Annotated in this window: 19 protein-coding genes; 17 read left to right on the top strand and 2 right to left on the bottom strand. The window is 57.6% G+C overall.

Annotation, left to right across the window (positions count from 1 at the left end):
* Positions 1–125 precede the first annotated feature (125 nt).
* Complete coding sequence (locus HK44_RS09195) at positions 126–2,828, bottom strand: [protein-PII] uridylyltransferase (RefSeq protein ID WP_019692083.1); 2,703 nt, start codon at positions 2,826–2,828, stop codon at positions 126–128.
* Positions 2,829–2,871: 43 nt separating this feature from the next.
* Positions 2,872–3,654 carry a type I methionyl aminopeptidase gene (gene map, locus HK44_RS09190; RefSeq protein ID WP_019692084.1) on the bottom strand — a complete coding sequence of 261 codons (783 nt, stop codon included), beginning with the start codon at positions 3,652–3,654 and terminating at the stop codon, positions 2,872–2,874.
* A gap of 371 nt (positions 3,655–4,025) precedes the next feature.
* On the opposite strand from map, the gene rpsB reads away from it, so the two are divergent.
* From rpsB to HK44_RS09105, 17 genes are all read left to right on the top strand, one after another.
* Positions 4,026–4,763, top strand: a complete 738-nt coding sequence (rpsB, locus tag HK44_RS09185) for a 30S ribosomal protein S2 (RefSeq protein ID WP_003219330.1) — start codon at positions 4,026–4,028, stop codon at positions 4,761–4,763.
* A 204-nt stretch (positions 4,764–4,967) separates the two neighbouring features.
* Positions 4,968–5,831, top strand: coding sequence for a translation elongation factor Ts (gene tsf, locus HK44_RS09180; protein WP_019692085.1), 864 nt, complete (start codon positions 4,968–4,970; stop codon positions 5,829–5,831).
* A 210-nt stretch (positions 5,832–6,041) separates the two neighbouring features.
* Positions 6,042–6,785, top strand: coding sequence for a UMP kinase (gene pyrH / locus HK44_RS09175; RefSeq protein ID WP_019692086.1), 744 nt, complete (start codon positions 6,042–6,044; stop codon positions 6,783–6,785).
* On the top strand, positions 6,782–7,339 hold the full coding sequence (frr, locus tag HK44_RS09170; protein ID WP_019692087.1) for a ribosome recycling factor: 558 nt from the start codon (positions 6,782–6,784) through the stop codon (positions 7,337–7,339). The genes pyrH and frr overlap by 4 nt, the downstream gene beginning before the upstream one ends.
* 17 nt (positions 7,340–7,356) lie before the next feature.
* Positions 7,357–8,112: a polyprenyl diphosphate synthase gene (gene uppS / locus HK44_RS09165; protein WP_019692088.1), complete on the top strand. Its 756-nt coding sequence runs from the start codon at positions 7,357–7,359 to the stop codon at positions 8,110–8,112.
* Positions 8,112–8,918, top strand: a complete 807-nt coding sequence (locus HK44_RS09160) for a phosphatidate cytidylyltransferase (RefSeq protein ID WP_019692089.1) — start codon at positions 8,112–8,114, stop codon at positions 8,916–8,918. The genes uppS and HK44_RS09160 overlap by 1 nt, the downstream gene beginning before the upstream one ends.
* Positions 8,915–10,105: a 1-deoxy-D-xylulose-5-phosphate reductoisomerase gene (gene ispC, locus HK44_RS09155; protein WP_019692090.1), complete on the top strand. Its 1,191-nt coding sequence runs from the start codon at positions 8,915–8,917 to the stop codon at positions 10,103–10,105. The genes HK44_RS09160 and ispC overlap by 4 nt, the downstream gene beginning before the upstream one ends.
* A 54-nt stretch (positions 10,106–10,159) precedes the next feature.
* Positions 10,160–11,512 carry a sigma E protease regulator RseP gene (gene rseP, locus HK44_RS09150; RefSeq protein WP_019692091.1) on the top strand — a complete coding sequence of 451 codons (1,353 nt, stop codon included), beginning with the start codon at positions 10,160–10,162 and terminating at the stop codon, positions 11,510–11,512.
* A gap of 74 nt (positions 11,513–11,586) precedes the next feature.
* Positions 11,587–13,965, top strand: a complete 2,379-nt coding sequence (gene bamA / locus HK44_RS09145) for an outer membrane protein assembly factor BamA (RefSeq protein ID WP_019692092.1) — start codon at positions 11,587–11,589, stop codon at positions 13,963–13,965.
* A gap of 45 nt (positions 13,966–14,010) precedes the next feature.
* Entirely contained in the window at positions 14,011–14,514 is a 504-nt protein-coding gene (locus HK44_RS09140; RefSeq protein WP_019692093.1) for an OmpH family outer membrane protein, read from the top strand.
* Between the two features lie 3 nt (positions 14,515–14,517).
* Positions 14,518–15,573 (top strand): UDP-3-O-(3-hydroxymyristoyl)glucosamine N-acyltransferase, encoded by a 1,056-nt coding sequence (gene lpxD / locus HK44_RS09135; RefSeq protein ID WP_019692094.1) that lies wholly within the window; start codon positions 14,518–14,520, stop codon positions 15,571–15,573.
* A gap of 108 nt (positions 15,574–15,681) precedes the next feature.
* Positions 15,682–16,122 carry a 3-hydroxyacyl-ACP dehydratase FabZ gene (fabZ, locus tag HK44_RS09130; protein WP_007978374.1) on the top strand — a complete coding sequence of 147 codons (441 nt, stop codon included), beginning with the start codon at positions 15,682–15,684 and terminating at the stop codon, positions 16,120–16,122.
* On the top strand, positions 16,119–16,895 hold the full coding sequence (gene lpxA / locus HK44_RS09125; protein ID WP_019692095.1) for an acyl-ACP--UDP-N-acetylglucosamine O-acyltransferase: 777 nt from the start codon (positions 16,119–16,121) through the stop codon (positions 16,893–16,895). Before fabZ ends, lpxA begins: the two co-directional genes overlap by 4 nt.
* A 2-nt stretch (positions 16,896–16,897) precedes the next feature.
* Positions 16,898–18,028, top strand: coding sequence for a lipid-A-disaccharide synthase (gene lpxB, locus HK44_RS09120; protein WP_019692096.1), 1,131 nt, complete (start codon positions 16,898–16,900; stop codon positions 18,026–18,028).
* Between the two features lie 11 nt (positions 18,029–18,039).
* Complete coding sequence (gene rnhB / locus HK44_RS09115) at positions 18,040–18,666, top strand: ribonuclease HII (RefSeq protein ID WP_031319359.1); 627 nt, start codon at positions 18,040–18,042, stop codon at positions 18,664–18,666.
* Between the two features lie 216 nt (positions 18,667–18,882).
* Complete coding sequence (gene dnaE / locus HK44_RS09110) at positions 18,883–22,404, top strand: DNA polymerase III subunit alpha (RefSeq protein ID WP_019692098.1); 3,522 nt, start codon at positions 18,883–18,885, stop codon at positions 22,402–22,404.
* Between the two features lie 153 nt (positions 22,405–22,557).
* Positions 22,558–23,505: an acetyl-CoA carboxylase carboxyltransferase subunit alpha gene (locus HK44_RS09105; protein ID WP_019692099.1), complete on the top strand. Its 948-nt coding sequence runs from the start codon at positions 22,558–22,560 to the stop codon at positions 23,503–23,505.
* The last annotated feature ends 61 nt before the right edge of the window (positions 23,506–23,566 follow it).

Below are 23,566 nucleotides of genomic sequence, written 5' to 3'. Positions count from 1 at the left end.
GGGCGGGGTCTCGTTCAATGTGGGAGCGAGCCTGCTCGCGATAGCAATAGATCAGTCACTGGCGATGCTGAATGGACTGACGCCATCGCGAGCAGGCTCGCTCCCACAGGGGAAAATTTGTTAATTCAGATGCTGATGCGTGAAAGTTTGATATCCGGTTCGGGGCTGACGCTCAGTTGTTCGACGATCGCATCCTGCAAACGGCTGCACAGTTGCGGGTCGGACAACGGGTGATTGCTCGCGTCGGTGATGAAGAACACGTCTTCGACCCGCTCGCCGAGGGTGGCAATCTTGGCATTTTGCAGCGACAGGTCGAATTCGAGAAAGATTGTTCCGATCCGTGCCAACAGACCCGGACGGTCGGGGGCGCTGAGTTCCAGCACCGTCACCTGACGCTGGGCGTCGTTGTGGATCGTCACTTGCGGTGCGAACGCAAAGTGTTTGAGCTGGCGCGGCACCCGACGCTGGATGATGGTCGGGTAGTTGTCCGGGTTGCGCAGGGCCTCGGTCAGACCGTCGCGGATCTGCTTGACCCGCGCCGGGTTATCGCCAATCGAGTCGCCGTCGGTGTCGAGCACGATATAGGTGTCGAGGGTGAACTGGCTGGTAGAGGTGATCACCCGGGCGTCGTGAATGTTCAGGTTGAGCTGGTCCATCGCCGCCACGGTCACGGCGAAGAAGTCGTGCTGGTCCGGCGCATAGATAAAGATCTGCGTGCCGCCCTCGAACTCGCGCTGGGTGGTTTCCTTGATCAGTACCAGCGGTCCGCCGTCGGCGGGTTGCTGGAGAATTGCATCAGTGTGCCAGGCCACGTCGCCGGCGGTGTGACGCAGGAAATAATCGTCGCCCAGTTGCGACCAGAGTTGTTCGACATCGTCCGGGTCGGTGCCGCCACGTACCAGAATATCCAGGGCGGCGCGTTGGGTCTGGCGGATCTGCTCTTCGCGATCGACCGGGTTTTCCAGACCGCGGCGCAAGGCACGCTTGGTTTCGGTGTAGAGCTGGCGCAATAAACTGGCGCGCCAGGAGTTCCACAGCGTCGGGTTGGTGGCGTTGATGTCCGAAACGGTCAGCACGTACAGGTAATCGAGGCGGGTCTCGTCGCCAACAATCTGCGCGAAGTCGTGGATCACTTGCGGATCGGACAGGTCTTTGCGCTGGGCGGTGGTCGACATCACCAGGTGGTTTTGCACCAGCCAGACAATCAGTCGGCTGTCCCACACGGGCAGTTGATGGCGTTGGCAGAACGCTTCGGCGTCGACTGCCCCGATATCCGAGTGATCGCCATGCCGGCCCTTGCCAATGTCGTGGTACAGCCCGGCAAGGTAGATCAGCTCCGGCTTGGGCAGCTTGCCCATGAGCTTGCTGGCCAGCGGGAATTTCTCGGACACCTGGGTGTACTGCAATTTGCGCAGGTGTTTGATCAGGTTCAGGGTGTGGGCGTCGACCGTATAAATATGGAACAGGTCGTGCTGCATCTGCCCGACGATAAAGCCGAACTCTGGCAGGTAGCGCCCGAGGATACCGTAACGGTTCATCCGTCGCAGGTTGCGGTGGATGCCGATCTTGCACTTGAACAGTTCGATGAACAGGCTGGTATTGCGAATGTCATTGCGAAAATCGTCATCGATCAGGTGCCGGTGTTCGCGCAGCAGACGAATGGTATCAGCCCGCACGCCCTTGATTTCCGGCTGTTGGGCCATCAGCACGAAAATTTCCAGCATGGCAAACGGTGTGCGTCTGAACACGTTGGTGTTGATCGCCTCGATGTAGCCGTCATGCAATTGGAAGCGCGAGTTGATCGGTTGCGGCGGCGCTTCATCTTCCGGCGCGAGGATGACTTCCTCGAAATGCTGGATGATCAGGTCGCTGAGCTGGGCAATGCTCATCACCACCCGGTAGTACTGTTGCATGAAGTTTTCGATGGCGTGCTTGGCGTCATCGCCTTCAAAGCCCAGCAGCCCGGCGATTGAGCGCTGATGGTCGAACAACAAGCGGTCTTCGGCGCGGCCAGCGAGCATGTGCAGGGCGTAGCGAACCTTCCACAAAAACTCCTGGGACGAGGCCAGCAGGGCGTTTTCGCTTTCGACCAGGAAGCCTTCGCCCGCCAGTGCGCGCAGGTTCAGCGTGCCGTATTGACGGCGTGCCACCCAGAGAATCGTCTGAATGTCCCGTAGGCCGCCAGGCGAACCTTTGACGTTGGGTTCCAGGTTGTATTCGGTGTCGTTGTATTTGTGGTGACGCGCTTTTTGTTCGGCGTGTTTGGCCAGGAAAAATTCCTTGGCCGGCCACATGTGCTCCGTGCTGGTGACATCGAGCATGCGCTGGCGCAAATGCTCGGGGCCGGCAATGGTGCGGCTCTCCATCAGGTTGGTGATGATGGTCAGGTCGGCGCGGGCTTGTTCGGCGCATTCGTCCACCGAGCGCACGCTTTGGCCAACTTCCAGGCCAATGTCCCATAGCAGCGTCAGAAATCGCTCGATGGAATCGCGGAAAACTTCGTGATCGGCGTTGTCCAGCAAAATCAGCAAATCGATGTCGGAGTAGGGGTGCAGTTCGCCGCGACCGTAGCCGCCGACCGCGACCAGCGCGATGTCGGCGTCTTCACTCCAATTAAACTGCTCCCAGGCCTGTTGCAGGATGTTGTCGACGAACCAGGCGCGATCCTCGATCAGCCGGCGAATATCCCGTCCGCTGCGAAATCGCACGTCGAGTACCTCTCGTGCCTGGCGGATGGCCTTCTTGAAGGCCGCGATCGGGCTTGCCTTCAGGGCCAGTTCGGCCTGGAACTGGCCGCGGTCGAAGAGTTCGGGATCCACCTGCGGCATCGATTGGCATTCCTTCTATAGGCTGGGTGGGGAGCTTGCTGGATCAGGCCGAAACGCGAGGGATGGTGTCATCGCTGCGCAATGTGAAGATCTCGTAGCCGGTTTCGGTCACCAGCAGGGTGTGCTCCCACTGGGCCGACAGCTTGCGATCCTTGGTGATCGCGGTCCAGCCATCGCCGAGTACCTTGGTGTCGGCACGGCCCTGATTGATCATCGGCTCGATGGTGAAGGTCATGCCGGCTTTCAGTTCCATGCCGGTGCCGGCGCGGCCGTAATGCAGGATTTGCGGCTCTTCGTGGAATACCTTGCCGATGCCGTGACCGCAGAACTCGCGAACCACTGAGAAACCATTTTTTTCAGCGTGCTTCTGGATGACTTCGCCGATATCGCCGAGGCGGCAGCCAGGCTTGACCAGTTCGATGGCCTTGTACATGCATTCCTGGGTGACTTGCGACAGGCGCTCGGCCCAGACCGGCACGTTGCCGACGTGGAACATGCGGCTGGTGTCGCCGTGATAGCCATCTTTGATCACGGTGACGTCGATATTCAGCGTGTCGCCATCTTTAAGCGGCTTCTCGTTCGGGATGCCGTGGCAGACCACGTGGTTGATCGAGGTGCAGATCGACTTCGGAAAGCCTTTGTAGTTGAGCGGGGCAGGGATGGCTTTCTGCTCGTTGACGATGTAGTCGTGGCAGATGCGGTCCAGCTCTTCGGTCGTGACGCCCGGCTTGACGTATTCGGCAATCATTTCCAGCACATCGGCGGCAAGCTTGCCGGCGATCCGCATTTTTGCGATGTCCTCTGGGGTTTTGAGGGTGACGGTCATACAGGCTCTCTCTACGCTCAGTGGCGCTTTCTATACGGAATGGGCTCTGCGTGATGCTGCTCGCAGCCCTGAAAAACACGATTCTAACAGACGATCACGGCAAATCTGCGCCTCCGTGCATCGCCTCTCTCTATAGAATGGCGCATTCTAGGGGGATTCCAAGGGCCGGAACAAAAGCACTTGGCCGGTTTTAAGAATCCGGGTTTCGTTTTCGCCTTCCTTGTGATATAAAATGCGCCGCTTTCCGGGTATACCCCGAAAAGCTTAAATCCACACACGTGTCGACACGATGACCTGGGTGCCTTCAGCTGATGCTGCTGGTTGGTCATTGGGATACGTGGAGGCCAAACCCGACTTATTAAGGAACTATCATGTCCCAAGTCAACATGCGCGATATGCTGAAGGCCGGTGTGCACTTCGGTCACCAGACCCGTTACTGGAACCCGAAAATGGGTAAGTACATTTTCGGCGCGCGTAACAAGATCCACATCATCAACCTTGAAAAAACCCTGCCAATGTTCAACGAAGCTCTGACTTTCGTAGAGCGTCTGGCCCAGGGCAAAAACAAGATTCTGTTCGTCGGCACCAAGCGTTCCGCTGGCAAGATCGTTGCTGAAGAAGCAGCACGTTGCGGTTCGCCGTACGTCGATCATCGCTGGTTGGGCGGCATGCTGACCAACTTCAAAACCATCCGTGCTTCCATCAAGCGTCTGCGTGACCTTGAAGTGCAAGCTGAAGACGGTACTTTCGCCAAGCTGACCAAGAAAGAGGCGCTGATGCGCACTCGCGATCTGGAAAAGCTGGATCGTTCCCTGGGTGGTATCAAGGACATGGGCGGTCTGCCTGACGCACTGTTCGTTATCGACGTTGATCACGAGCGTATCGCGATCACCGAAGCCAACAAACTGGGCATCCCGGTTATCGGCGTAGTCGATACCAACAGCAGCCCGGAAGGCGTTGACTACATCATCCCAGGCAACGATGACGCAATCCGCGCTATCCAGCTGTACATGGGTTCGATGGCTGACGCTGTTATCCGCGGTCGCAACCACGTTGCTGGCGGCACCGAGCAGTTCGTTGAAGAAGCTCCGGTAGCAGCAGCTGAGTAATTGACGCCTTGGCGTTGACTCAGTAAGCAAAAAGGGGGCTTGGCCCCCTTTTTGCCACCTCGAAAACCATTTGTTGGCGCCTGTTTTCAGGATGCCGCTACTGCATCTGTAATGTGCAGCAGCTAACAAGGTTGGTTCGGGAAGAATTGAACGCCCGTTCGATCGGGTGGAATGGTTGATAACCTATCCAAGAGGAATTTTGAAATGGCAGAGATTACTGCAGCGTTGGTCAAAGAACTGCGCGAGCGTACTGGCGAAGGCATGATGGACTGCAAGAAAGCCTTGACCAAGGCTGGCGGCGACATCGAGAAAGCCATTGATGACATGCGTGCTTCGGGCGCCATCAAGGCAGCCAAGAAAGCAGGCAACATTGCCGCTGAAGGCGCGATCGGCATCAAGGAAGACGGTAAAGCTGCCGTTATCATTGAAGTCAACTCGCAAACCGACTTCCTCGCTCTGCAAGACGACTTCAAAGCTTTCGTTGCTGCCAGCGTAGAAAAAGCATTCGCCGACAAACTGACCGACGCAGCTCCGCTGATCGCCGCTCAGGAATCGGCTCGTGAAGCGCTGGTTGCCAAAGTCGGCGAAAACGTCAACATCCGTCGTCTGGTTCGTATCGAAGGCGATGTTGTCGGTTCTTACCTGCACGGCAACAAGATCGGTGTAGTCGTGGCCCTGAAGGGCGGCAACGTCGAGCTGGCCAAAGACATCGCTATGCACGTAGCTGCCAGCAACCCTGAGTTCCTGCTGCCGTCGGAAGTTTCCGCTGACGCCATCGAACGCGAAAAAGCCGTGTTCATGAGCCTCAACGAAGACAAGATCAAAGGCAAGCCAGCCGAAATCGTTGAAAAAATGGTTGCCGGTCGTATCACCAAGTTCCTGGCTGAAGCCAGCCTGGTTGAGCAGGCGTTCGTCAAGAACCCTGAAATCAAGGTCGGTGAGCTGGCCAAGAAAGGCGGCGCTGAAATCGTTTCCTTCACTTACTTCAAAGTAGGCGAAGGCATCGAGAAACCAGTCGACAACTTCGCTGAAGAAGTTGCCGCACAGCTGGCTGCCAGCAAGCAATAAGACAGTTTTTTAACTGTCGCCCTGAAGAGGCTGCCCGCTCACGCGCGCAGCCTCTTTTCAGATGGGGAAGCCAATTTATTTGGTTTTCCGTCGGAACTGGCTTACAAGGCCGTGTTCTGATGGCGCTGTGACAGTGTCACGTTAGAGTGAACGCAGGCTGCAAACAGCCCGCAAAGAATTTTTTAAAATACGCCGCAGGAGAGATTCGCAATGGCTCAGCAGGGCAGTGGTTATCAGGCTCGCTATAAACGCATTCTACTCAAGCTTAGCGGCGAGGCCCTGATGGGGTCCGAAGAGTTCGGGATCGACCCCAAGGTTCTGGATCGCATGGCGCTGGAAGTCGGCCAGTTGGTCGGTATCGGTGTTCAGGTCGGCCTGGTGATTGGTGGTGGTAATCTGTTCCGAGGCGCAGCACTGAGTGCGGCCGGTATGGATCGGGTCACTGGCGACCACATGGGCATGCTGGCCACTGTGATGAACGCTCTGGCCATGCGTGACGCGCTGGAACGTGCGAATATCTCGGCCATCGTGATGTCGGCTATTTCCATGGTCGGCGTGACCGATCACTACGATCGCCGCAAAGCCATGCGTCACCTGAACGCCAAGGAAGTGGTCATCTTCGCTGCCGGTACCGGCAACCCGTTCTTCACCACGGACTCGGCAGCCTGCCTGCGTGCGATCGAGATCGATGCTGACGTCGTGTTGAAAGCGACCAAGGTTGATGGTGTGTACACCGCTGATCCATTCAAAGACCCGCATGCCGAGAAGTTCGATCATCTGACCTACGATGAAGTACTGGATCGCAAGCTGGGTGTGATGGATCTGACGGCTATTTGCCTGTGCCGCGACCACAAGATGCCGCTGCGCGTATTTAACATGAACAAGCCCGGCGCCCTGCTGAACATCGTACATGGCGGCGCTGAAGGAACCCTGATCGAGGAAGGCGAGCAATGATCAACGAAATCAAGAAAGACGCTCAAGAGCGCATGACCAAGTCGCTGGAGTCCCTGGCCCACGCTTTTGGCCAGATTCGTACAGGCAAGGCGCACCCAAGTATCCTGGGCAGCGTGATGGTCCCTTACTACGGTTCGGATACTCCTTTGAGCAGCGTGGCCAACGTCACCGTGAAGGACTCCCGGACCCTGCAGGTCGTGGCTTTCGAGCGCAACATGCTCGCAGCGGTCGACAAGGCGATCCAGAGTGCTGGTCTGAACCTCAACCCGACGAACCTGGGTGAGTTGCTGCTGATTTCCATGCCGGCCTTGACCGAGGAGACCCGCAAGGGCTTCACCAAGCAAGCGCGCAGCGCAGCCGAAGATGCTCGTGTCGCGGTGCGTAATATTCGCCGTGATGCACTGGGCGACCTGAAGAAGCTGGTCAAGGATAAGGAAATCAGCGAAGACGAAGAGCGTCGCGCGAGTGCCGATATCGACAAGCTGATCAAAGACTTCGAGGCTCAGATCAATAAGCTCACTGAAGACAAAGAAAAGGACCTGATGGCCGTATAAGGGGTCAGGACGCCTTCATGGAAAAGACCAAGCAGACTGCGCCCACGGTGGTGCCGCGCCATGTCGCGATCATCATGGACGGCAATAATCGCTGGGCAAAAAAACGTTTCTTGCCCGGTATTGCCGGGCACAAGGCTGGCGTCGATGCTGTGCGCGCGGTCATTGAGGTGTGTGCTGAGGCCGGGGTCGAAGTACTGACCCTGTTCGCCTTCTCCAGTGAAAACTGGCAGCGCCCGGCCGATGAAGTCAGCGCCTTGATGGATTTGTTTTTCAAGGCGTTGCGTCGCGAGGCCAAGCGCCTCAACGACAACAACATCACGTTGCGTATCATCGGTGATCGTTCGCGTTTTCATCCCGAGCTTCAGGCTGCCATGCGTGAGGCGGAGGCAATGACAGTCGGCGCCAATCGGTTTGTTCTGCAGATCGCGGCCAACTATGGCGGTCAGTGGGATATCGCCCAGGCAGCCCAACGTCTGGCGCGAGAAGTTCAGGCCGGGCATTTGCGTCCGGAAGACATCAGTCCGGAGTTGCTGCAGACCTGTCTGGCTACCGGTGATCTGCCGTTGCCGGACTTGTGCATTCGTACCGGTGGCGAGCATCGCATCAGCAACTTCCTGCTGTGGCAGTTGGCGTACTCCGAGCTGTATTTCTCCGACCTGTTCTGGCCGGACTTCAAACACGAAGCCATGCGTAAAGCATTGGCCGATTTCGCTTCTCGCCAGCGTCGCTTCGGTAAAACGAGTGAGCAGGTCGAGGCTGGAGCCCGGGTTTAATGCTTAAACAACGAATCATCACTGCGCTGATCCTGCTGCCGATCGCCCTGTGCGGATTTTTTCTACTCGAGGGCTCCGGTTTTGCGCTGTTTATCGGCCTGGTCGTGACTCTTGGTGCCTGGGAATGGGCGCGCCTGGCAGGTTTCACCGCACAACCGATCCGTGTCGCTTATGCGGCGGTGGTCGCGGCGATGCTGTTTGTCATGCATGTGCTGCCGGGGCTTTCGCCTTGGGTGCTGGGGGCTGCCGTGCTCTGGTGGGCGGTGGCGACGTACCTGGTGCTGACCTATCCCAAGACCAGTGAGCATTGGGCCAGTGCAGCCTGCAAGCTGGTCATCGGCCTGCTGATCCTGTTGCCGGCCTGGCAAGGTTTGATCCTGATCAAGCAAGAGCCGCTGGGTAACTGGTTGATCATGGCAGTGATGGTGCTGGTCTGGGGCGCAGACATTGGCGCTTACTTTTCCGGCCGGGCATTCGGCAAGCGCAAGCTTGCTCCGCAGGTCAGTCCCGGCAAGAGCTGGGAAGGCGTGTACGGCGGCTTGTTGCTGAGCCTGGTGATCACCGCCATCGTTGGTCTGGTGCGTGACTGGACGACTGGCGAGATGCTGAAAGGGTTGATCGGTGCGGCGATTATCGTGTTTATCTCAGTGGTCGGCGATTTGACCGAAAGTATGTTCAAGCGCCAGTCGGGCATCAAGGACAGCAGTAATCTGCTGCCGGGCCATGGCGGCATTCTGGATCGTATCGACAGTCTCACCGCGGCGATTCCGGTGTTTGCGGTATTGCTGTGGATGGCTGCATCGTGAGCCGCCCACAACAGATTACTGTCCTTGGGGCGACCGGTTCTATTGGTCTGAGCACCCTTGATGTCATTGCGCGTCATCCCGAGCGCTATCAAGTCTTTGCCTTGAGCGGCTTCTCTCGCCTGAGTGAGCTGCTGGCCTTGTGTATCCGCCATGTGCCGCGTTTTGCTGTTGTGCCGGAGCCCTTGGCTGCCCGGCGTCTGCAGGACGATCTGCGCGCTGCGGGCCTTTCAACGCGGGTGCTGGTGGGAGAGGAGGGCCTGTGTCAGGTCGCCTCCGACGCTGAAGTCGATGCGGTGATGGCGGCGATTGTCGGTGCGGCGGGTTTGCGTCCGACGCTGGCGGCGGTCGAGGCGGGCAAGAAGATTCTGCTGGCCAACAAGGAAGCGCTGGTGATGTCCGGCGCTCTGTTCATGCAGGCCGTGCACAAGAGCGGGTCAGTGCTGCTGCCGATCGACAGCGAGCACAATGCGATCTTTCAGTGCATGCCCGCAGATTTTTCCCGCGGGCTCGGCGCTGTGGGTGTTCGACGGATTTTACTGACAGCCTCTGGCGGTCCGTTCCGGCAGACATCCATGGCTGAGTTGGCGCATGTTACGCCAGAGCAGGCGTGTGCCCATCCCAACTGGTCGATGGGCCGCAAGATTTCGGTCGATTCGGCCAGCATGATGAACAAAGGCCTGGAGCTGATCGAGGCCTGCTGGCTGTTTGATGCAAAACCGTCACAGGTCGAAGTGGTGATTCATCCGCAAAGCGTGATTCATTCGCTGGTCGACTACGTTGATGGTTCGGTATTGGCGCAGTTGGGCAATCCGGATATGCGCACGCCGATCGCCAATGCGCTGGCATGGCCTGAGCGCATCGACTCCGGGGTTGCGCCGCTGGATCTGTTTGCAATCGCGCGTCTGGACTTCCAGGCGCCCGACGAAGAGCGTTTCCCGTGCTTGCGTCTGGCGCGTCAGGCAGCAGAGGCAGGGAACAGTGCTCCGGCGATGCTGAACGCCGCGAATGAGGTGGCTGTTGCGGCCTTTCTTGAAGGACGTGTCCGTTACCTGGAGATCGCGAGTATCATCGAAGAGGTGTTAAACCTCGAGCCTGTGGTTTCGGTCGATGATCTCGATGCGGTTTTCACTGCGGACGCGAAAGCGCGTGTCCTGGCCGAGCGTTGGTTGAGTCGTCACGGGCGATAGGTGTTGCGGCGGGTTTGCTCGCGGCAACACTGAATAGGATTGCGGAGAAAGTAGATGAGCGCGCTCTATATGATTGTCGGCACCCTGGTGGCTTTGGGCGTGCTGGTCACCTTCCATGAATTTGGCCATTTCTGGGTCGCGCGTCGCTGTGGCGTCAAGGTTCTGCGTTTCTCCGTGGGCTTCGGCCTGCCATTGCTGCGCTGGCATGACCGGCGCGGCACCGAGTTCGTGATCGCCGCCATCCCTCTGGGTGGTTACGTGAAGATGCTTGACGAGCGTGAAGGTGAAGTGCCATCCGATCAGCTTGATCAGGCCTTTAATCGCAAATCCGTTCGTCAGCGTATCGCCATCGTTGCTGCCGGGCCTGTCGCCAACTTTTTGTTGGCGTTGACGTTTTTCTGGGTGCTGGCGATGCTTGGCACCGAGCAGGTGCGTCCTGTCATCGGAGTCGTTGAAGTCGGCAGCATGGCCGCCAGGGCCGGCTTGAATCCGGGGCAGGAAATCGTCGCCATCGATGGGGAGCCGACTTCGGGTTGGGCAGCAGTGAATCTGCAACTGGTCCGGCGTCTTGGTGAAAGCGGTTCGTTGCAATTGCTGGTGCGCGAACAGGGCTCTACCGTTGATTCACCGCGTGAGCTGGTCCTGGATCATTGGCTCAAGGGGGCTGATGAACCGGACCCGATTCGTTCGCTGGGTATTCGCCCTTGGCGTCCGGCATTGCCGCCAGTGTTGGCTGAGCTGGACCCTAAAGGCCCGGCGCAGGCAGCTGGCCTGAAGACCGGTGACCGTCTGCTGGCACTCGATGGCCAGGCGTTGACCGATTGGCAGCAAGTGGTCGATTGGGTACGTGTGCGTCCTGATACCAAAATTGTGCTGCATATCGAGCGTGACGGTGCTCAAATCGACGTCCCGGTTACCTTGGCAGCTCGCGACAAGGCGAAAGTAGCCAGTGGTTATCTGGGGGCTGGGGTGAAGGCCATCAATTGGCCACCAGTCATGATTCGCGAGGTCAGCTTCGGTCCTGTGGCCGCGATTGGCGAAGGTGCTCGACGCACCTGGACCATGAGTGTGCTGACCCTTGATTCACTAAAGAAAATGTTGTTCGGCGAGCTCTCGGTAAAAAACTTGAGTGGACCGATAACCATTGCTAAAGTGGCGGGCGCTTCTGCCCAGTCGGGTGTCGCTGATTTCCTGAATTTCCTGGCTTATCTGAGTATTAGCCTGGGCGTTCTGAATTTGTTGCCCATTCCTGTACTGGATGGGGGGCATTTGTTGTTTTATCTGATCGAGTGGGCGCGTGGTCGTCCCTTGTCGGATCGGGTGCAGAGTTGGGGGATACAGATCGGTATCAGTTTGGTGATCGGGGTGATGTTGCTTGCTCTGGTCAACGATCTGGGTCGACTGTAACGCTTCGCTGAATTGCGAATCTGCCGCATTTTGCGGCAGTTTGTTTATTGCCAGTTGGAATAAGAAAGGACTTCATGAAACGTCTGCTGCTAACTGCGGTTTTCACCGTATTGATGATCGCCGAAGTTCACGCCGAGTCCTTCACTATCTCCGATATTCGCATCAATGGCCTCCAGCGGGTATCCGCGGGTAGCGTCTTTGGTGCCTTGCCGTTGAACGTCGGTGAACAGGCGGATGATCGTCGCCTGGTGGAATCCACTCGTGCGCTGTTCAAAACCGGTTTCTTTCAAGATATCCAGCTGGGCCGCGATGGCAATGTCCTGGTCATTACGGTAGTCGAACGCCCGTCGGTCGCCAGTATCGAGATCGAAGGCAACAAGGCGATCTCCACTGAAGACCTGATGAAAGGCCTTAAACAATCCGGTCTGGCCGAAGGCGAGATCTTCCAGCGTGCGACGCTTGAAGGCGTGCGTAACGAGCTGCAGCGCCAGTACGTCGCTCAAGGTCGCTACTCGGCCACCGTTGACACTGAAGTTGTTCCTCAGCCGCGCAACCGCGTTGGCTTGAAGGTCAATATCAACGAAGGCACTGTCGCGGCTATCCAGCACATCAACGTGGTGGGTAACACGGTTTTCCCTGATGAAGACCTGATCGACCTGTTCGAACTCAAGACCAGCAACTGGTTGTCGTTCTTCAAGAACGATGACAAGTACGCTCGTGAAAAACTCTCCGGTGACCTGGAGCGTCTGCGTTCCTACTACCTGGACCGTGGCTATATCAATATGGATATCGCTTCGACCCAGGTTTCGATCACCCCGGACAAAAAACACGTCTATATCACCGTCAACATCAACGAAGGTCAGAAGTACAACGTTCGTGACGTGAAGCTCAGCGGTGACCTGAAGGTCCCTGAAGACCAGGTCAAGGCGCTGCTGCTGGTGCAAAAAGGCCAGGTCTTCTCACGCAAGCTGATGACCACGACTTCTGAATTGATTACCCGTCGCCTGGGTAACGAGGGTTACACCTTCGCCAACGTCAACGGCGTACCGACTCCGCATGACGACGATCACACCGTTGATATCACCTTTGTGGTCGATCCGGGCAAGCGTGCTTACGTAAACCGTATCAACTTTCGCGGCAACACCAAGTCGGAAGACGAAGTGCTCCGTCGTGAAATGCGCCAGATGGAAGGTGGCTGGGCTTCGACCTACCTGATCGACCAGTCCAAGACCCGTCTGGAACGTCTGGGCTTCTTCAAGGAAGTCAACGTCGAGACTCCGGCTGTACCGGGTGTCGATGACCAGGTTGACGTGAACTACGCCGTTGAAGAACAAGCTTCCGGCTCGATTACCGCCAGCGTTGGTTTTGCCCAGAGCGCCGGTTTGATCCTGGGTGGTTCGATTACCCAGAACAACTTCCTGGGTACCGGTAACAAGGTCAGCATTGGCTTGACCCGTAGCCAATACCAGAGCCGTTATAACTTCGGTTATGTCGACCCGTACTGGACAGCCGATGGCGTGAGCCTGGGTTACAACGCTTTCTATCGCACCACTGACTACAAAAACCTTGATGTCAACGTAGCCAGCTATGCGGTAGACAGCCTGGGCGCGGGTATCAACGTCGGTTATCCGATCAGTGAAACTTCGCGTCTGACCTTTGGTCTGAGTGCGCAGCAAGACAAGATCAAGACCGGTCAGTACACCGTTGACGAGATTTTTGACTTCGTGAACCGTGAAGGCGACCAGTACCTGAACTTCAAGGCTTCGGCCGGTTGGTCCGAGTCAACTCTGAATAAAGGCGTGCTGGCGACCCGTGGTCACTCGCAAAGCCTGACACTGGAAGCCACTACCCCGGGCAGCGATCTGTCGTTCTTCAAGCTCGACTACCGTGGTCAGTTGTTCCAGCCATTGACTGAAAACTACACCATGCGCCTGCACACCGAGCTGGGTTACGGCGATGGTTATGGTTCTACCAGCGGGCTGCCGTTCTATGAGAACTACTTCGCAGGTGGTTTCAACTCGGTTCGCGGCTTCAAGGACAGCACCCTGGGTCCTCGCAGTACACCGAGCCGTGCTGTTAACCCGGGAACTTCTGTCGACCCGGATCAGAATCCGCTGCCGTTTGGTGGTAACGTCCTGATTCAGGGCGGTGTAGAGGTTCTGTTCCCTCTGCCGTTCGTGAAGGATCAGCGTTCTTTGCGTACATCGGTATTCTGGGACGTGGGTAACGTGTTCGACTCGAGTTGCACACAGAGCACTAACGCCGATGGTTCGAAGTCCAAAACACTGTGCAATGAAGTCAGCCTTAGCAATATGGCCAGTTCGGTGGGTGTGGGTGTGACATGGGTTACCGCCCTTGGTCCGTTGAGCTTTGCCTTGGCAATGCCGGTCAAGAAACCGGACAGCAATGCGGAGACTCAGGTGTTCCAATTCTCCCTCGGTCAGACTTTCTAATAGCCTGATCCAAGATAACGACAATGGATTTTGTAGGAGTGCATCGTGCGTAAGTTGACTCAATTGGTTCTCCTGGCAACTGTCCTGGTAGCAACCCCGGCATTTGCCGAAATGAAAATCGCAGTACTGAACTATCAGATGGCTTTGCTGGAATCTGACGCGGCGAAGAAATACGCCGTGGATGCCGAGAAGAAGTTCGGCCCGCAACTGACCAAGCTCAAAACCCTGGAAAGCAGTGCCAAAGGCATTCAGGATCGTCTGGTTAGCGGTGGCGACAAAATGGCTCAGGGCGAGCGTGAGCGTCTTGAGCTTGAATTCAAGCAAAAGGCCCGTGACTTCCAGTTCCAGTCCAAAGAGCTGAACGAAGCCAAAGCTGTTGCTGACCGTGAAATGCTGAAGCAGCTCAAGCCGAAACTGGACAGCGCTGTGGAAGAAGTCATCAAGAAAGGTGCTTTTGACCTGGTCTTCGAGCGTGGCGCAGTGATTGATGTCAAGCCTCAGTACGACATCACTCGCCAGGTAATCGAGCGCATGAATCAGCTGAAGTAATCCATGACAGCGACTATAAAGCTCGGCCAATTGGCCGAGTTCCTCGGTGCCACTCTCCGTGGCTCCGCGGAAAAAGAAATCACTGGGCTAGCCACCTTGCAGGAGGCTGGCCCAGCTCAGTTGAGCTTTCTGGCAAACCCCCAATACCGTAAATATCTGGCTGACAGCCAGGCCGCAGCCGTGTTGCTGAAGGCCGCTGACGCAGAAGGTTTTGCCGGTGATGCGCTGGTTGTGCCTGATCCGTACCTGGCGTATGCGCGGGTTTCCCATCTGTTCGACCCCAAACCCAAGGCTGCTGCCGGTATCCATCCGACAGCGGTGGTGGCAGCGGATGCGGTGGTTGATCCGGCTGCGAGCATTGGCGCGTTTGCCGTGATCGAAAGCGCTGCGCGAATCGCCGCAGGTGTGACGGTCGGTGCCCACTGCTTCATCGGTGCGCGCAGCGAGATCGGTGAGGGCGGCTGGTTGGCCCCGCGAGTGACGCTGTACCACGACGTACGCATCGGCAAGCGCGTGGTGATTCAGTCCGGTGCCGTGCTCGGTGGTGAAGGCTTTGGTTTTGCCAACGAAAAAGGCATCTGGCAGAAGATCGCCCAGGTGGGTGGGGTATTGATCGGTGACGATGTGGAGATTGGCGTGAATACCGCCATCGACCGCGGTGCGCTGGCCGACACCATCATCGGTAATGGTGTGAAGCTCGATAACCAGATTCAGATCGCCCACAACGTGCAAGTCGGTGATCACACCGCCATGGCGGCGTGCGTGGGGATTTCCGGCAGCACCAAAATCGGCAAGCACTGCATGCTGGCGGGTGGTGTGGGGCTGGTCGGACACATTGATATTTGCGACAACGTATTCCTGACCGGAATGACCATGGTGACTCACTCGATTACCGAGCCGGGTTCCTATTCGTCCGGGACGGCCATGCAACCGGCTGCCGAGTGGCGCAAAAGCGCGGCACGTATCCGTCAGCTCGATGACATCGCGCGACGTTTGCGACAGCTGGAAAAGCGTGTTGGGGACGTGACCCCCGACAGCAATGCTTCATCAGATGGCTGATACCATTTCCATATCAAGTGTGCACAGCCGTTAGACTGCCTCCTTGATTTGCTAGAGGAGTGTGCGTCAGTCGCGCGCTCCCAATCTTTACATAGGCTTCCCCCCGAAATGATGGACATCAACGAGATTCGCGAATACCTGCCTCACCGTTACCCGTTCCTGTTGGTGGACCGGGTAGTGGAGCTGGATGTTGAAGGCAAGCGCATTCGCGCCTACAAGAATGTCAGCATCAACGAGCCATTCTTCAACGGTCACTTCCCTGCGCATCCAATCATGCCGGGCGTACTGATCATTGAAGCGATGGCTCAGGCTGCCGGGATCCTTGGTTTCAAAATGCTCGACGTAAAGCCGGCCGATGGCACGCTTTACTACTTTGTCGGCTCCGACAAGCTGCGTTTCCGCCAGCCGGTTCTGCCGGGTGATCAGTTGATTCTTGAAGCGAAGTTCATCAGCTGCAAGCGTCAGATCTGGAAGTTCGAATGCCAGGCTTCGGTCGATGGCAAGCCAGTCTGCTCTGCTGAAATCATCTGTGCGGAACGCAAACTATGAGTTTGATTGACCCTCGCGCAATCATCGATCCGACGGCCATTCTGGCCGACGACGTCGAGGTCGGCCCGTGGTCGATCGTCGGCGCTGGTGTGGAAATCGGCGAGGGAACAGTGATCGGCCCGCACGTGATTCTCAAAGGGCCGACACGTATCGGTAAGCACAACCGCATTTACCAGTTTTCCTCGGTAGGTGAGGACACGCCCGATTTAAAGTACAAGGGTGAAGAAACCCGCCTGGTGATCGGTGACCACAATGTCATCCGTGAAGGCGTGACGATTCACCGTGGCACTGTTCAGGATCGTTCCGAAACGACCCTGGGCGACCACAACCTGATCATGGCCTATGCCCACATTGGTCATGACAGCGTTATCGGCAATAACTGCATCCTGGTCAACAACACCGCGTTGGCCGGTCATGTGCACGTCGATGACTGGGCGATCCTGTCGGGTTTTACCCTGGTTCATCAGTATTGCCATATTGGCGCCCACAGTTTTTCGGGTATGGGCACAGCCATAGGCAAGGATGTTCCAGCCTATGTCACGGTGTTCGGCAACCCTGCCGAAGCTCGTAGCATGAACTTCGAAGGCATGCGTCGCCGTGGTTTCAGCGAAGATGCGATCCATGCATTACGCCGCGCCTACAAAGTGGTTTATCGCCAGGGTTTCACAGTCGAACAAGCGCTTGCCGAGTTGGCCGAGCCGTCGGAAGAGTTCCCGGAAGTCGCGATATTCCGTGACTCCATTCAGTCTTCGACTCGCGGCATCACCCGTTAATCATGGCCAGTCTGCGTATTGCACTGGTGGCGGGCGAAGCCTCCGGCGATATTTTGGGTGCGGGTCTGATGCGTGCGCTCAAGGCACAGCATCCTGCGGTTGAGTTCATCGGTGTCGGCGGTCCGCTGATGCAGGCTGAAGGCCTGACGTCTTACTTCCCGATGGAGCGTCTGGCGGTCATGGGCCTGGTCGAGGTGCTCGGCCGCTTGCGTGAGCTGTTGGCTCGCCGCAAAAAACTGATCGCGACCCTCATCGCCGAAAAACCGGATGTTTTCATCGGCATCGACGCTCCGGATTTCACCCTTAACATCGAACTCAAACTGCGCCAGGCTGGAATCAAGACTGTGCATTACGTCAGTCCATCGGTTTGGGCATGGCGTCAAAAGCGTGTGCTGAAGATTCGCGAAGGTTGCGATCTAATGCTCACGCTGTTCCCGTTTGAAGCCAAATTCTACGAAGAGAAAGGCGTGCCGGTGAGGTTTGTCGGTCACTCCCTGGCCGATGTGATTCCTCTTGAGGCTGACCGCTCAGTTGCGCGCGCCGAACTGGGACTGCCAGAAGGTCCGCTGGTTGCGCTGATGCCGGGCAGCCGGGGCGGGGAAGTTGGGCGCCTGGGTGCCTTGTTCCTCGACACCGCCGAGCGTTTGCGGGCCATGCGGCCTGGCGTGCGGTTCGTCATGCCGTGCGCCAGCCCTGAACGCCGTGTGCAGCTCGAAGAGCTGTTGGCTGGCCGCGATTTGCCGGTGACCTTGCTCGATGGCCGCTCCCATCAGGCACTGGCCGCGTGCGACGCGGTGCTGATTGCGTCGGGGACTGCAACGCTGGAAGCCCTGTTGTACAAGCGTCCGATGGTCGTGGCCTACCGTCTGGCGCCGCTGACGTTCTGGATCCTCAAGCGCATGGTGAAAAGCCCTTACATCTCCTTGCCGAATTTGCTGGCTCAGCGTCTGCTGGTGCCCGAATTGCTGCAAGACGATGCGACCCCCGAGGCATTGGCGCTGACGCTGTCGCCGTTGATTGATGGCGGTGAAGAGCAAACCACCGGTTTTGACCAGATTCACCGGACCCTGCGTCGCGACGCCTCGAATCAGGCCGCAGATGCCGTCCTCAATCTGATCGGCAAACCTCAATGAGTAACGTAAAGATGCAAATGGGTCTGGATTTCACCCTCGTCGCAGACGCCGAGGACCTGGTCGCCGGTGTCGATGAGGTGGGTCGCGGCCCGCTCTGTGGCGCAGTGGTGACGGCGGCGGTGATCCTCGATCCGAACCGGCCGATCCTTGGGCTCAATGACTCGAAGAAGCTCACCGAAGCACGCCGTGAAAAGCTCTACGACGAAATTTGCGAAAAAGCTCTGAGCTGGTGCATCGCACGTGCCGAAGTCGAAGAAATCGATGAGCTGAATATTCTCCACGCCACCATGCTGGCCATGCAGCGTGCGGTCGAAGGCCTGCATATCACGCCGAAGCTGGCGATGATCGATGGCAACCGCTGCCCGAAACTGGCCATGCCGGCTGATGCGGTGGTTAAAGGCGATAGTAAGGTCCCGGCGATCGCAGCGGCATCGATTCTGGCGAAAGTCAGTCGTGATCGCGAAATGGCGGCGTTCGAATTGATTTATCCGGGTTACGGCATCGGCGGCCACAAAGGCTACCCGACGCCCGTTCATCTGGAGGCCTTGGCTCGATTGGGGCCGACGCCGATTCATCGGCGTTCGTTCGCGCCGGTGCGCCTTGCCTATGAGGCGCGTGAAGGCCTGATTGAGGTTTAGTCGACAGGCTGATGTTTTGCTCGGGGCCCGGTACAATCCGGCACTTTAAAGCGTCACGAGCGCAGGTAAGACAAGGCGAACGGCGGCGAGAAAGCGGAGTTGACTCTAGTCAATGAGCATTTCGAGCTACCGTTCAACGCTGGATTATCAAGCGCAGTAGCTTTAAATCGCCGGATTTCCGGGCCTTGTTGTCTCCACGTTATTATCAGGATCACTATGCCGGCTTCATTCGTTCACCTGCGCCTGCACACTGAATACTCCCTGGTCGACGGTCTGGTGCGAATCAAACCGCTGGTCAAGACCCTGGTCGGCATGAACATGCCTGCCGTGGCGGTCACTGATCAGAACAACATGTGTTCGCTGGTCAAGTTCTACAAAAACGCCATGGGCGCCGGGATCAAGCCGATCTGTGGCGCCGACTTGTGGTTGTCGAACAAGGACCCTGATAACCCGCTGAGCCGGATCAGCTTTCTGGTGATGAACGCCGTTGGCTACCGCAACCTCACCGAGTTGATTTCGCGTGGCTTTATCGACGGTCAGCGCAATGGTCAGATCATCATCGAGCGCAAGTGGGTGGCCGAAGCCAATGAAGGCTTGATCATGCTCTCGGCGGCGAAAGAGGGCGAGATCGGTATTGCATTGCTCGGTGGCAATCCTGATGAGGCCGAGACTTTGGCCCGTGAGTGGATGGCAGTATTCCCGGATCGTTTCTATCTGGAAATCCAGCGCACCAATCGCCCCAACGACGAAGAACAGTTGCACGCCGCTGTGGCCCTGGCCGACAAGATCGGCGCACCGCTGGTGGCGACCAACGATGTGCGCTTCATCAAGCAGGAAGACTTCGCCGCTCACGAAACCCGTGTGTGCATCGGTGAAGGGCGGGCGCTCGACGATCCGCGCCGTTCGAAGAACTACAGCGATCAGCAGTACCTCAAGAGCGCCGAGGAAATGGCCGAGTTGTTCAGCGACTTGCCCGAAGCGCTGGAAAACACCGTCGAGATCGCCAAGCGCTGCAATATCGATGTGAAGCTTGGCAAACACTTCCTGCCCAACTTCCCGATTCCCGATGGCATGACCATCGACGAGTACTTCCGCAAAGTTTCCTTCGACGGCCTGGAAGAGCGCTTGAGTGTTCTGCTGCCCAAGGACACGACCGAAGATTACGAGGCCAAGCGTCAGGTCTATGTCGACCGGTTGAATTTCGAGCTGGATATCATCATCCAGATGGGCTTCCCCGGTTACTTCCTGATCGTTATGGACTTTATCCAGTGGGCCAAGAATAACGGCGTACCGGTAGGTCCTGGCCGTGGGTCGGGTGCCGGGTCGCTAGTGGCCTATGTGCAGAAAATCACCGACCTCGACCCGCTGGAATATGACCTGCTGTTCGAACGTTTCCTGAACCCGGAACGGGTTTCCATGCCCGACTTTGACGTCGACTTCTGCATGGACGGTCGTGATCGGGTGATCGACTACGTGGCCGAGAAATACGGCCGCAACGCGGTAAGCCAGATCATTACCTTCGGTTCCATGGCCGCCAAGGCTGTGGTCCGTGACGTGGCGCGGGTGCAGGGCAAGTCCTACGGTTTGGCGGATCGTCTGTCGAAGATGATCCCCTTCGAAGTCGGCATGACCCTGGAAAAAGCCTTTGATCAGGAAGAAATCCTCCGGGACTTCATCAAGGTCGATGAAGAGGCCGCGGAAATCTGGGAGATGGCGCGCAAGCTTGAAGGCGTTGTGCGAAACGTCGGTAAGCACGCCGGTGGTGTGGTGATCGCGCCGACCAAGCTGACCGACTTCTCACCGATCTATTGCGACGAAGAAGGGGGCGGCCTGGTAACCCAGTTCGACAAGGACGACGTCGAGGCTGCCGGTCTGGTGAAGTTCGACTTCCTGGGTCTGCGAACCCTCACGATCATTGATTGGGCGCTGAAAACCATCAACCGCGACCGTGCCAAGGTCAATGAGCCGCCGCTGGATATCGCGTTTATCCCGCTGGACGACAAACCGACCTACACGCTGCTGCAAAAAGCTGAAACCACTGCGGTGTTCCAGCTCGAGTCGCGCGGCATGAAAGAGCTGATCAAAAAGCTCAAGCCCGACTGCCTGGAAGACTTGATCGCACTCGTGGCGTTGTTCCGTCCAGGCCCGCTGCAATCGGGCATGGTGGATGACTTCATCAACCGTAAGCACGGTCGCGCCGAGCTGGCGTACCCGCACTCGGATTACCAGTACGAAGGCCTCAAGCCGGTATTGGCACCCACCTACGGCATCATCCTGTATCAGGAACAGGTGATGCAGATCGCTCAGGTCATGGCCGGATACACCCTCGGTGGTGCGGACATGCTGCGTCGGGCCATGGGTAAGAAAAAGCCCGAAGAAATGGCCAAGCAGCGCGGCGGTTTCATTGAAGGGTGCGCGACCAATAATATCGATGCTGACCTTGCCGGTAACATTTTCGACCTGGTGGAAAAATTCGCCGGTTACGGCTTCAACAAATCTCACTCTGCCGCCTACGGCCTGGTGTCGTACCAGACCGCCTGGCTGAAAGCCCACTACCCAGCGCCGTTCATGGCGGCGGTACTCTCGGCGGATATGCACAACACCGACAAGGTCGTGACCTTGATCGAAGAAGTGCGGACCATGAAGCTGCGCCTCGACGCCCCGGACGTGAACACGTCGGAGTTCAAGTTCACGGTGAACGACGAAGGCCGGATTATTTACGGTCTGGGGGCGATCAAGGGGGTTGGCGAAGGGCCGGTTGAAGCGATAACCGAGGCGCGCCTGGAAGGGCCGTTCAAGGATCTGTTCGATTTTTGCGCCCGGGTCGACCTCAAGCGCATCAACAAGCGGACCCTCGACGGGTTGATCCGCAGTGGTGCGCTGGACCGACTCGGCCCGTACTTCCACGATGAGCCGAAAGCCTATCAGGCCAACATCGACCGCAATCGCGCAGTCTTGCTGACGGCCATGGAAGAAGCGATCAAGGCGGCCGAGCAGACCGCACGGACCCACGACAGTGGGCACGCGGACCTGTTTGGCGGCCTGTTTGTTGAAGCGGACGCTGACGTCTACGCCAATCACCGCAAGGCCAAGGAGCTGACGCTCAAGGAGCGCCTGAAGGGGGAGAAAGATACCCTGGGGCTGTACCTGACCGGTCACCCGATTGACGAATACGAAGGTGAAATCCGCCGCTTTGCCCGTCAACGCATCATTGATTTGAAACCGGCGCGTGATACACAAACGGTTGCGGGCATGATCATCGCCTTGCGGGTGATGAAGAACAAAAAGGGCGACAAGATGGGTTTCATCACCCTCGACGACCGCTCGGGCCGGATCGAAGCGTCGCTGTTTGCCGAGGCGTTCCATTCCGCGCAGTCGCTGTTGCAGACCGACGCGATGGTGGTGGTCGAAGGCGAAGTCAGCAATGACGACTTCTCCGGTGGCCTGCGCTTGCGGGTCAAGCGGGTGATGAGCATGGAAGATGCGCGCACCAACCTGGCCGAAAGCCTGCGTTTGAAGGTCCAGACCCAAGACCTCAAAGGCGATCAGCTACGCTGGCTGGGCGAGTTGTTCAAGCGTCATCGCGGCGCGTGTCCGATTACCATGGAGTACACCAGTCCTGACGCCAAGGCCTTGTTGCAGTTCAGCGAGACCTGGCGAATCGATCCGGCGGATGCCTTGATTCAAGCCCTGCGTGACCAGTTCGGGCGAGACAACGTCTTCCTCCAATACCGTTGACGGTCAGGTGCCATTCTTTACCATCAAGAACCACGCCTTGACCTCGACCCAATTTTTAATCTCGACCTGAACGCGCCTGTCCCTTAAGGTAGGGCGCGAATAGACAACCGGCCGGCCCAAGCTCTCTTGGACGTCGACCCAAGACGGACGCCTATGAACCCGAATTTTCTTGATTTCGAACAGCCGATCGCCGACCTGCAAGCCAAGATCGAAGAGTTGCGCTTGGTCGGTAATGACAATTCGCTGAATATCGGCGATGAAATCTCCCGCCTGCAGGACAAGAGCAGCACGCTCACCGAAGACATCTTCGGCAAGTTGACCAGCTGGCAGATCGCGCGTCTGGCGCGTCATCCGCGTCGCCCGTACACCCTGGACTACATCGAGCACATCTTCACTGAGTTCGACGAATTGCACGGTGACCGTCACTTCTCCGACGACGCTGCGATTGTTGGTGGTGTTGCCCGTCTGGACGACCAGCCGGTGATGATCATTGGCCACCAGAAAGGCCGTGAAGTGCGCGAGAAGGTTCGCCGCAACTTCGGCATGCCGCGTCCTGAGGGCTACCGCAAGGCCTGCCGTTTGATGGAAATGGCCGAGCGTTTCAAAATGCCGATCCTGACCTTCATCGACACCCCGGGTGCATACCCTGGCATCGACGCTGAAGAGCGTAACCAGAGCGAAGCGATTGCCTGGAACCTGCGTGTCATGGCCCGCCTGAAAACCCCAATCATCGCCACCGTGATCGGTGAGGGTGGTTCCGGTGGTGCGCTCGCGATCGGCGTTTGCGATCAGTTGAACATGCTGCAGTACTCGACCTACGCGGTGATCTCGCCGGAAGGTTGCGCCTCGATCCTGTGGAAAACTGCCGAGAAAGCCCCGGATGCCGCTGAAGCCATGGGCATCACCGCCGAGCGCCTGAAAGGCCTGGGTATCGTTGATAAAGTGATCAGCGAGCCACTGGGTGGCGCGCACCGTGATCCGGCCGCTGCTGCTGCCTCGATCCGTGCGGAACTGAGCTCGCAACTGGCGATGCTGAAGAAGTTCGACAACGACGCGCTGCTGGCCCGCCGTTACGAGCGTCTGATGAGCTACGGTCTCTGATCTGACCTCGCTATACCGTGTGGGAGCGAGCCTGCTCGCGATGGTGGCCTGACATTCAACA

The organism is Pseudomonas fluorescens HK44 (assembly GCF_000217955.3).
GTDB classification, from domain to species: Bacteria; Pseudomonadota; Gammaproteobacteria; order Pseudomonadales; family Pseudomonadaceae; genus Aquipseudomonas; species Aquipseudomonas fluorescens_AQ.
Note: the sequence above shows the minus strand (reverse complement) of the source record. Positions and strands in the feature narration are given on the sequence as shown.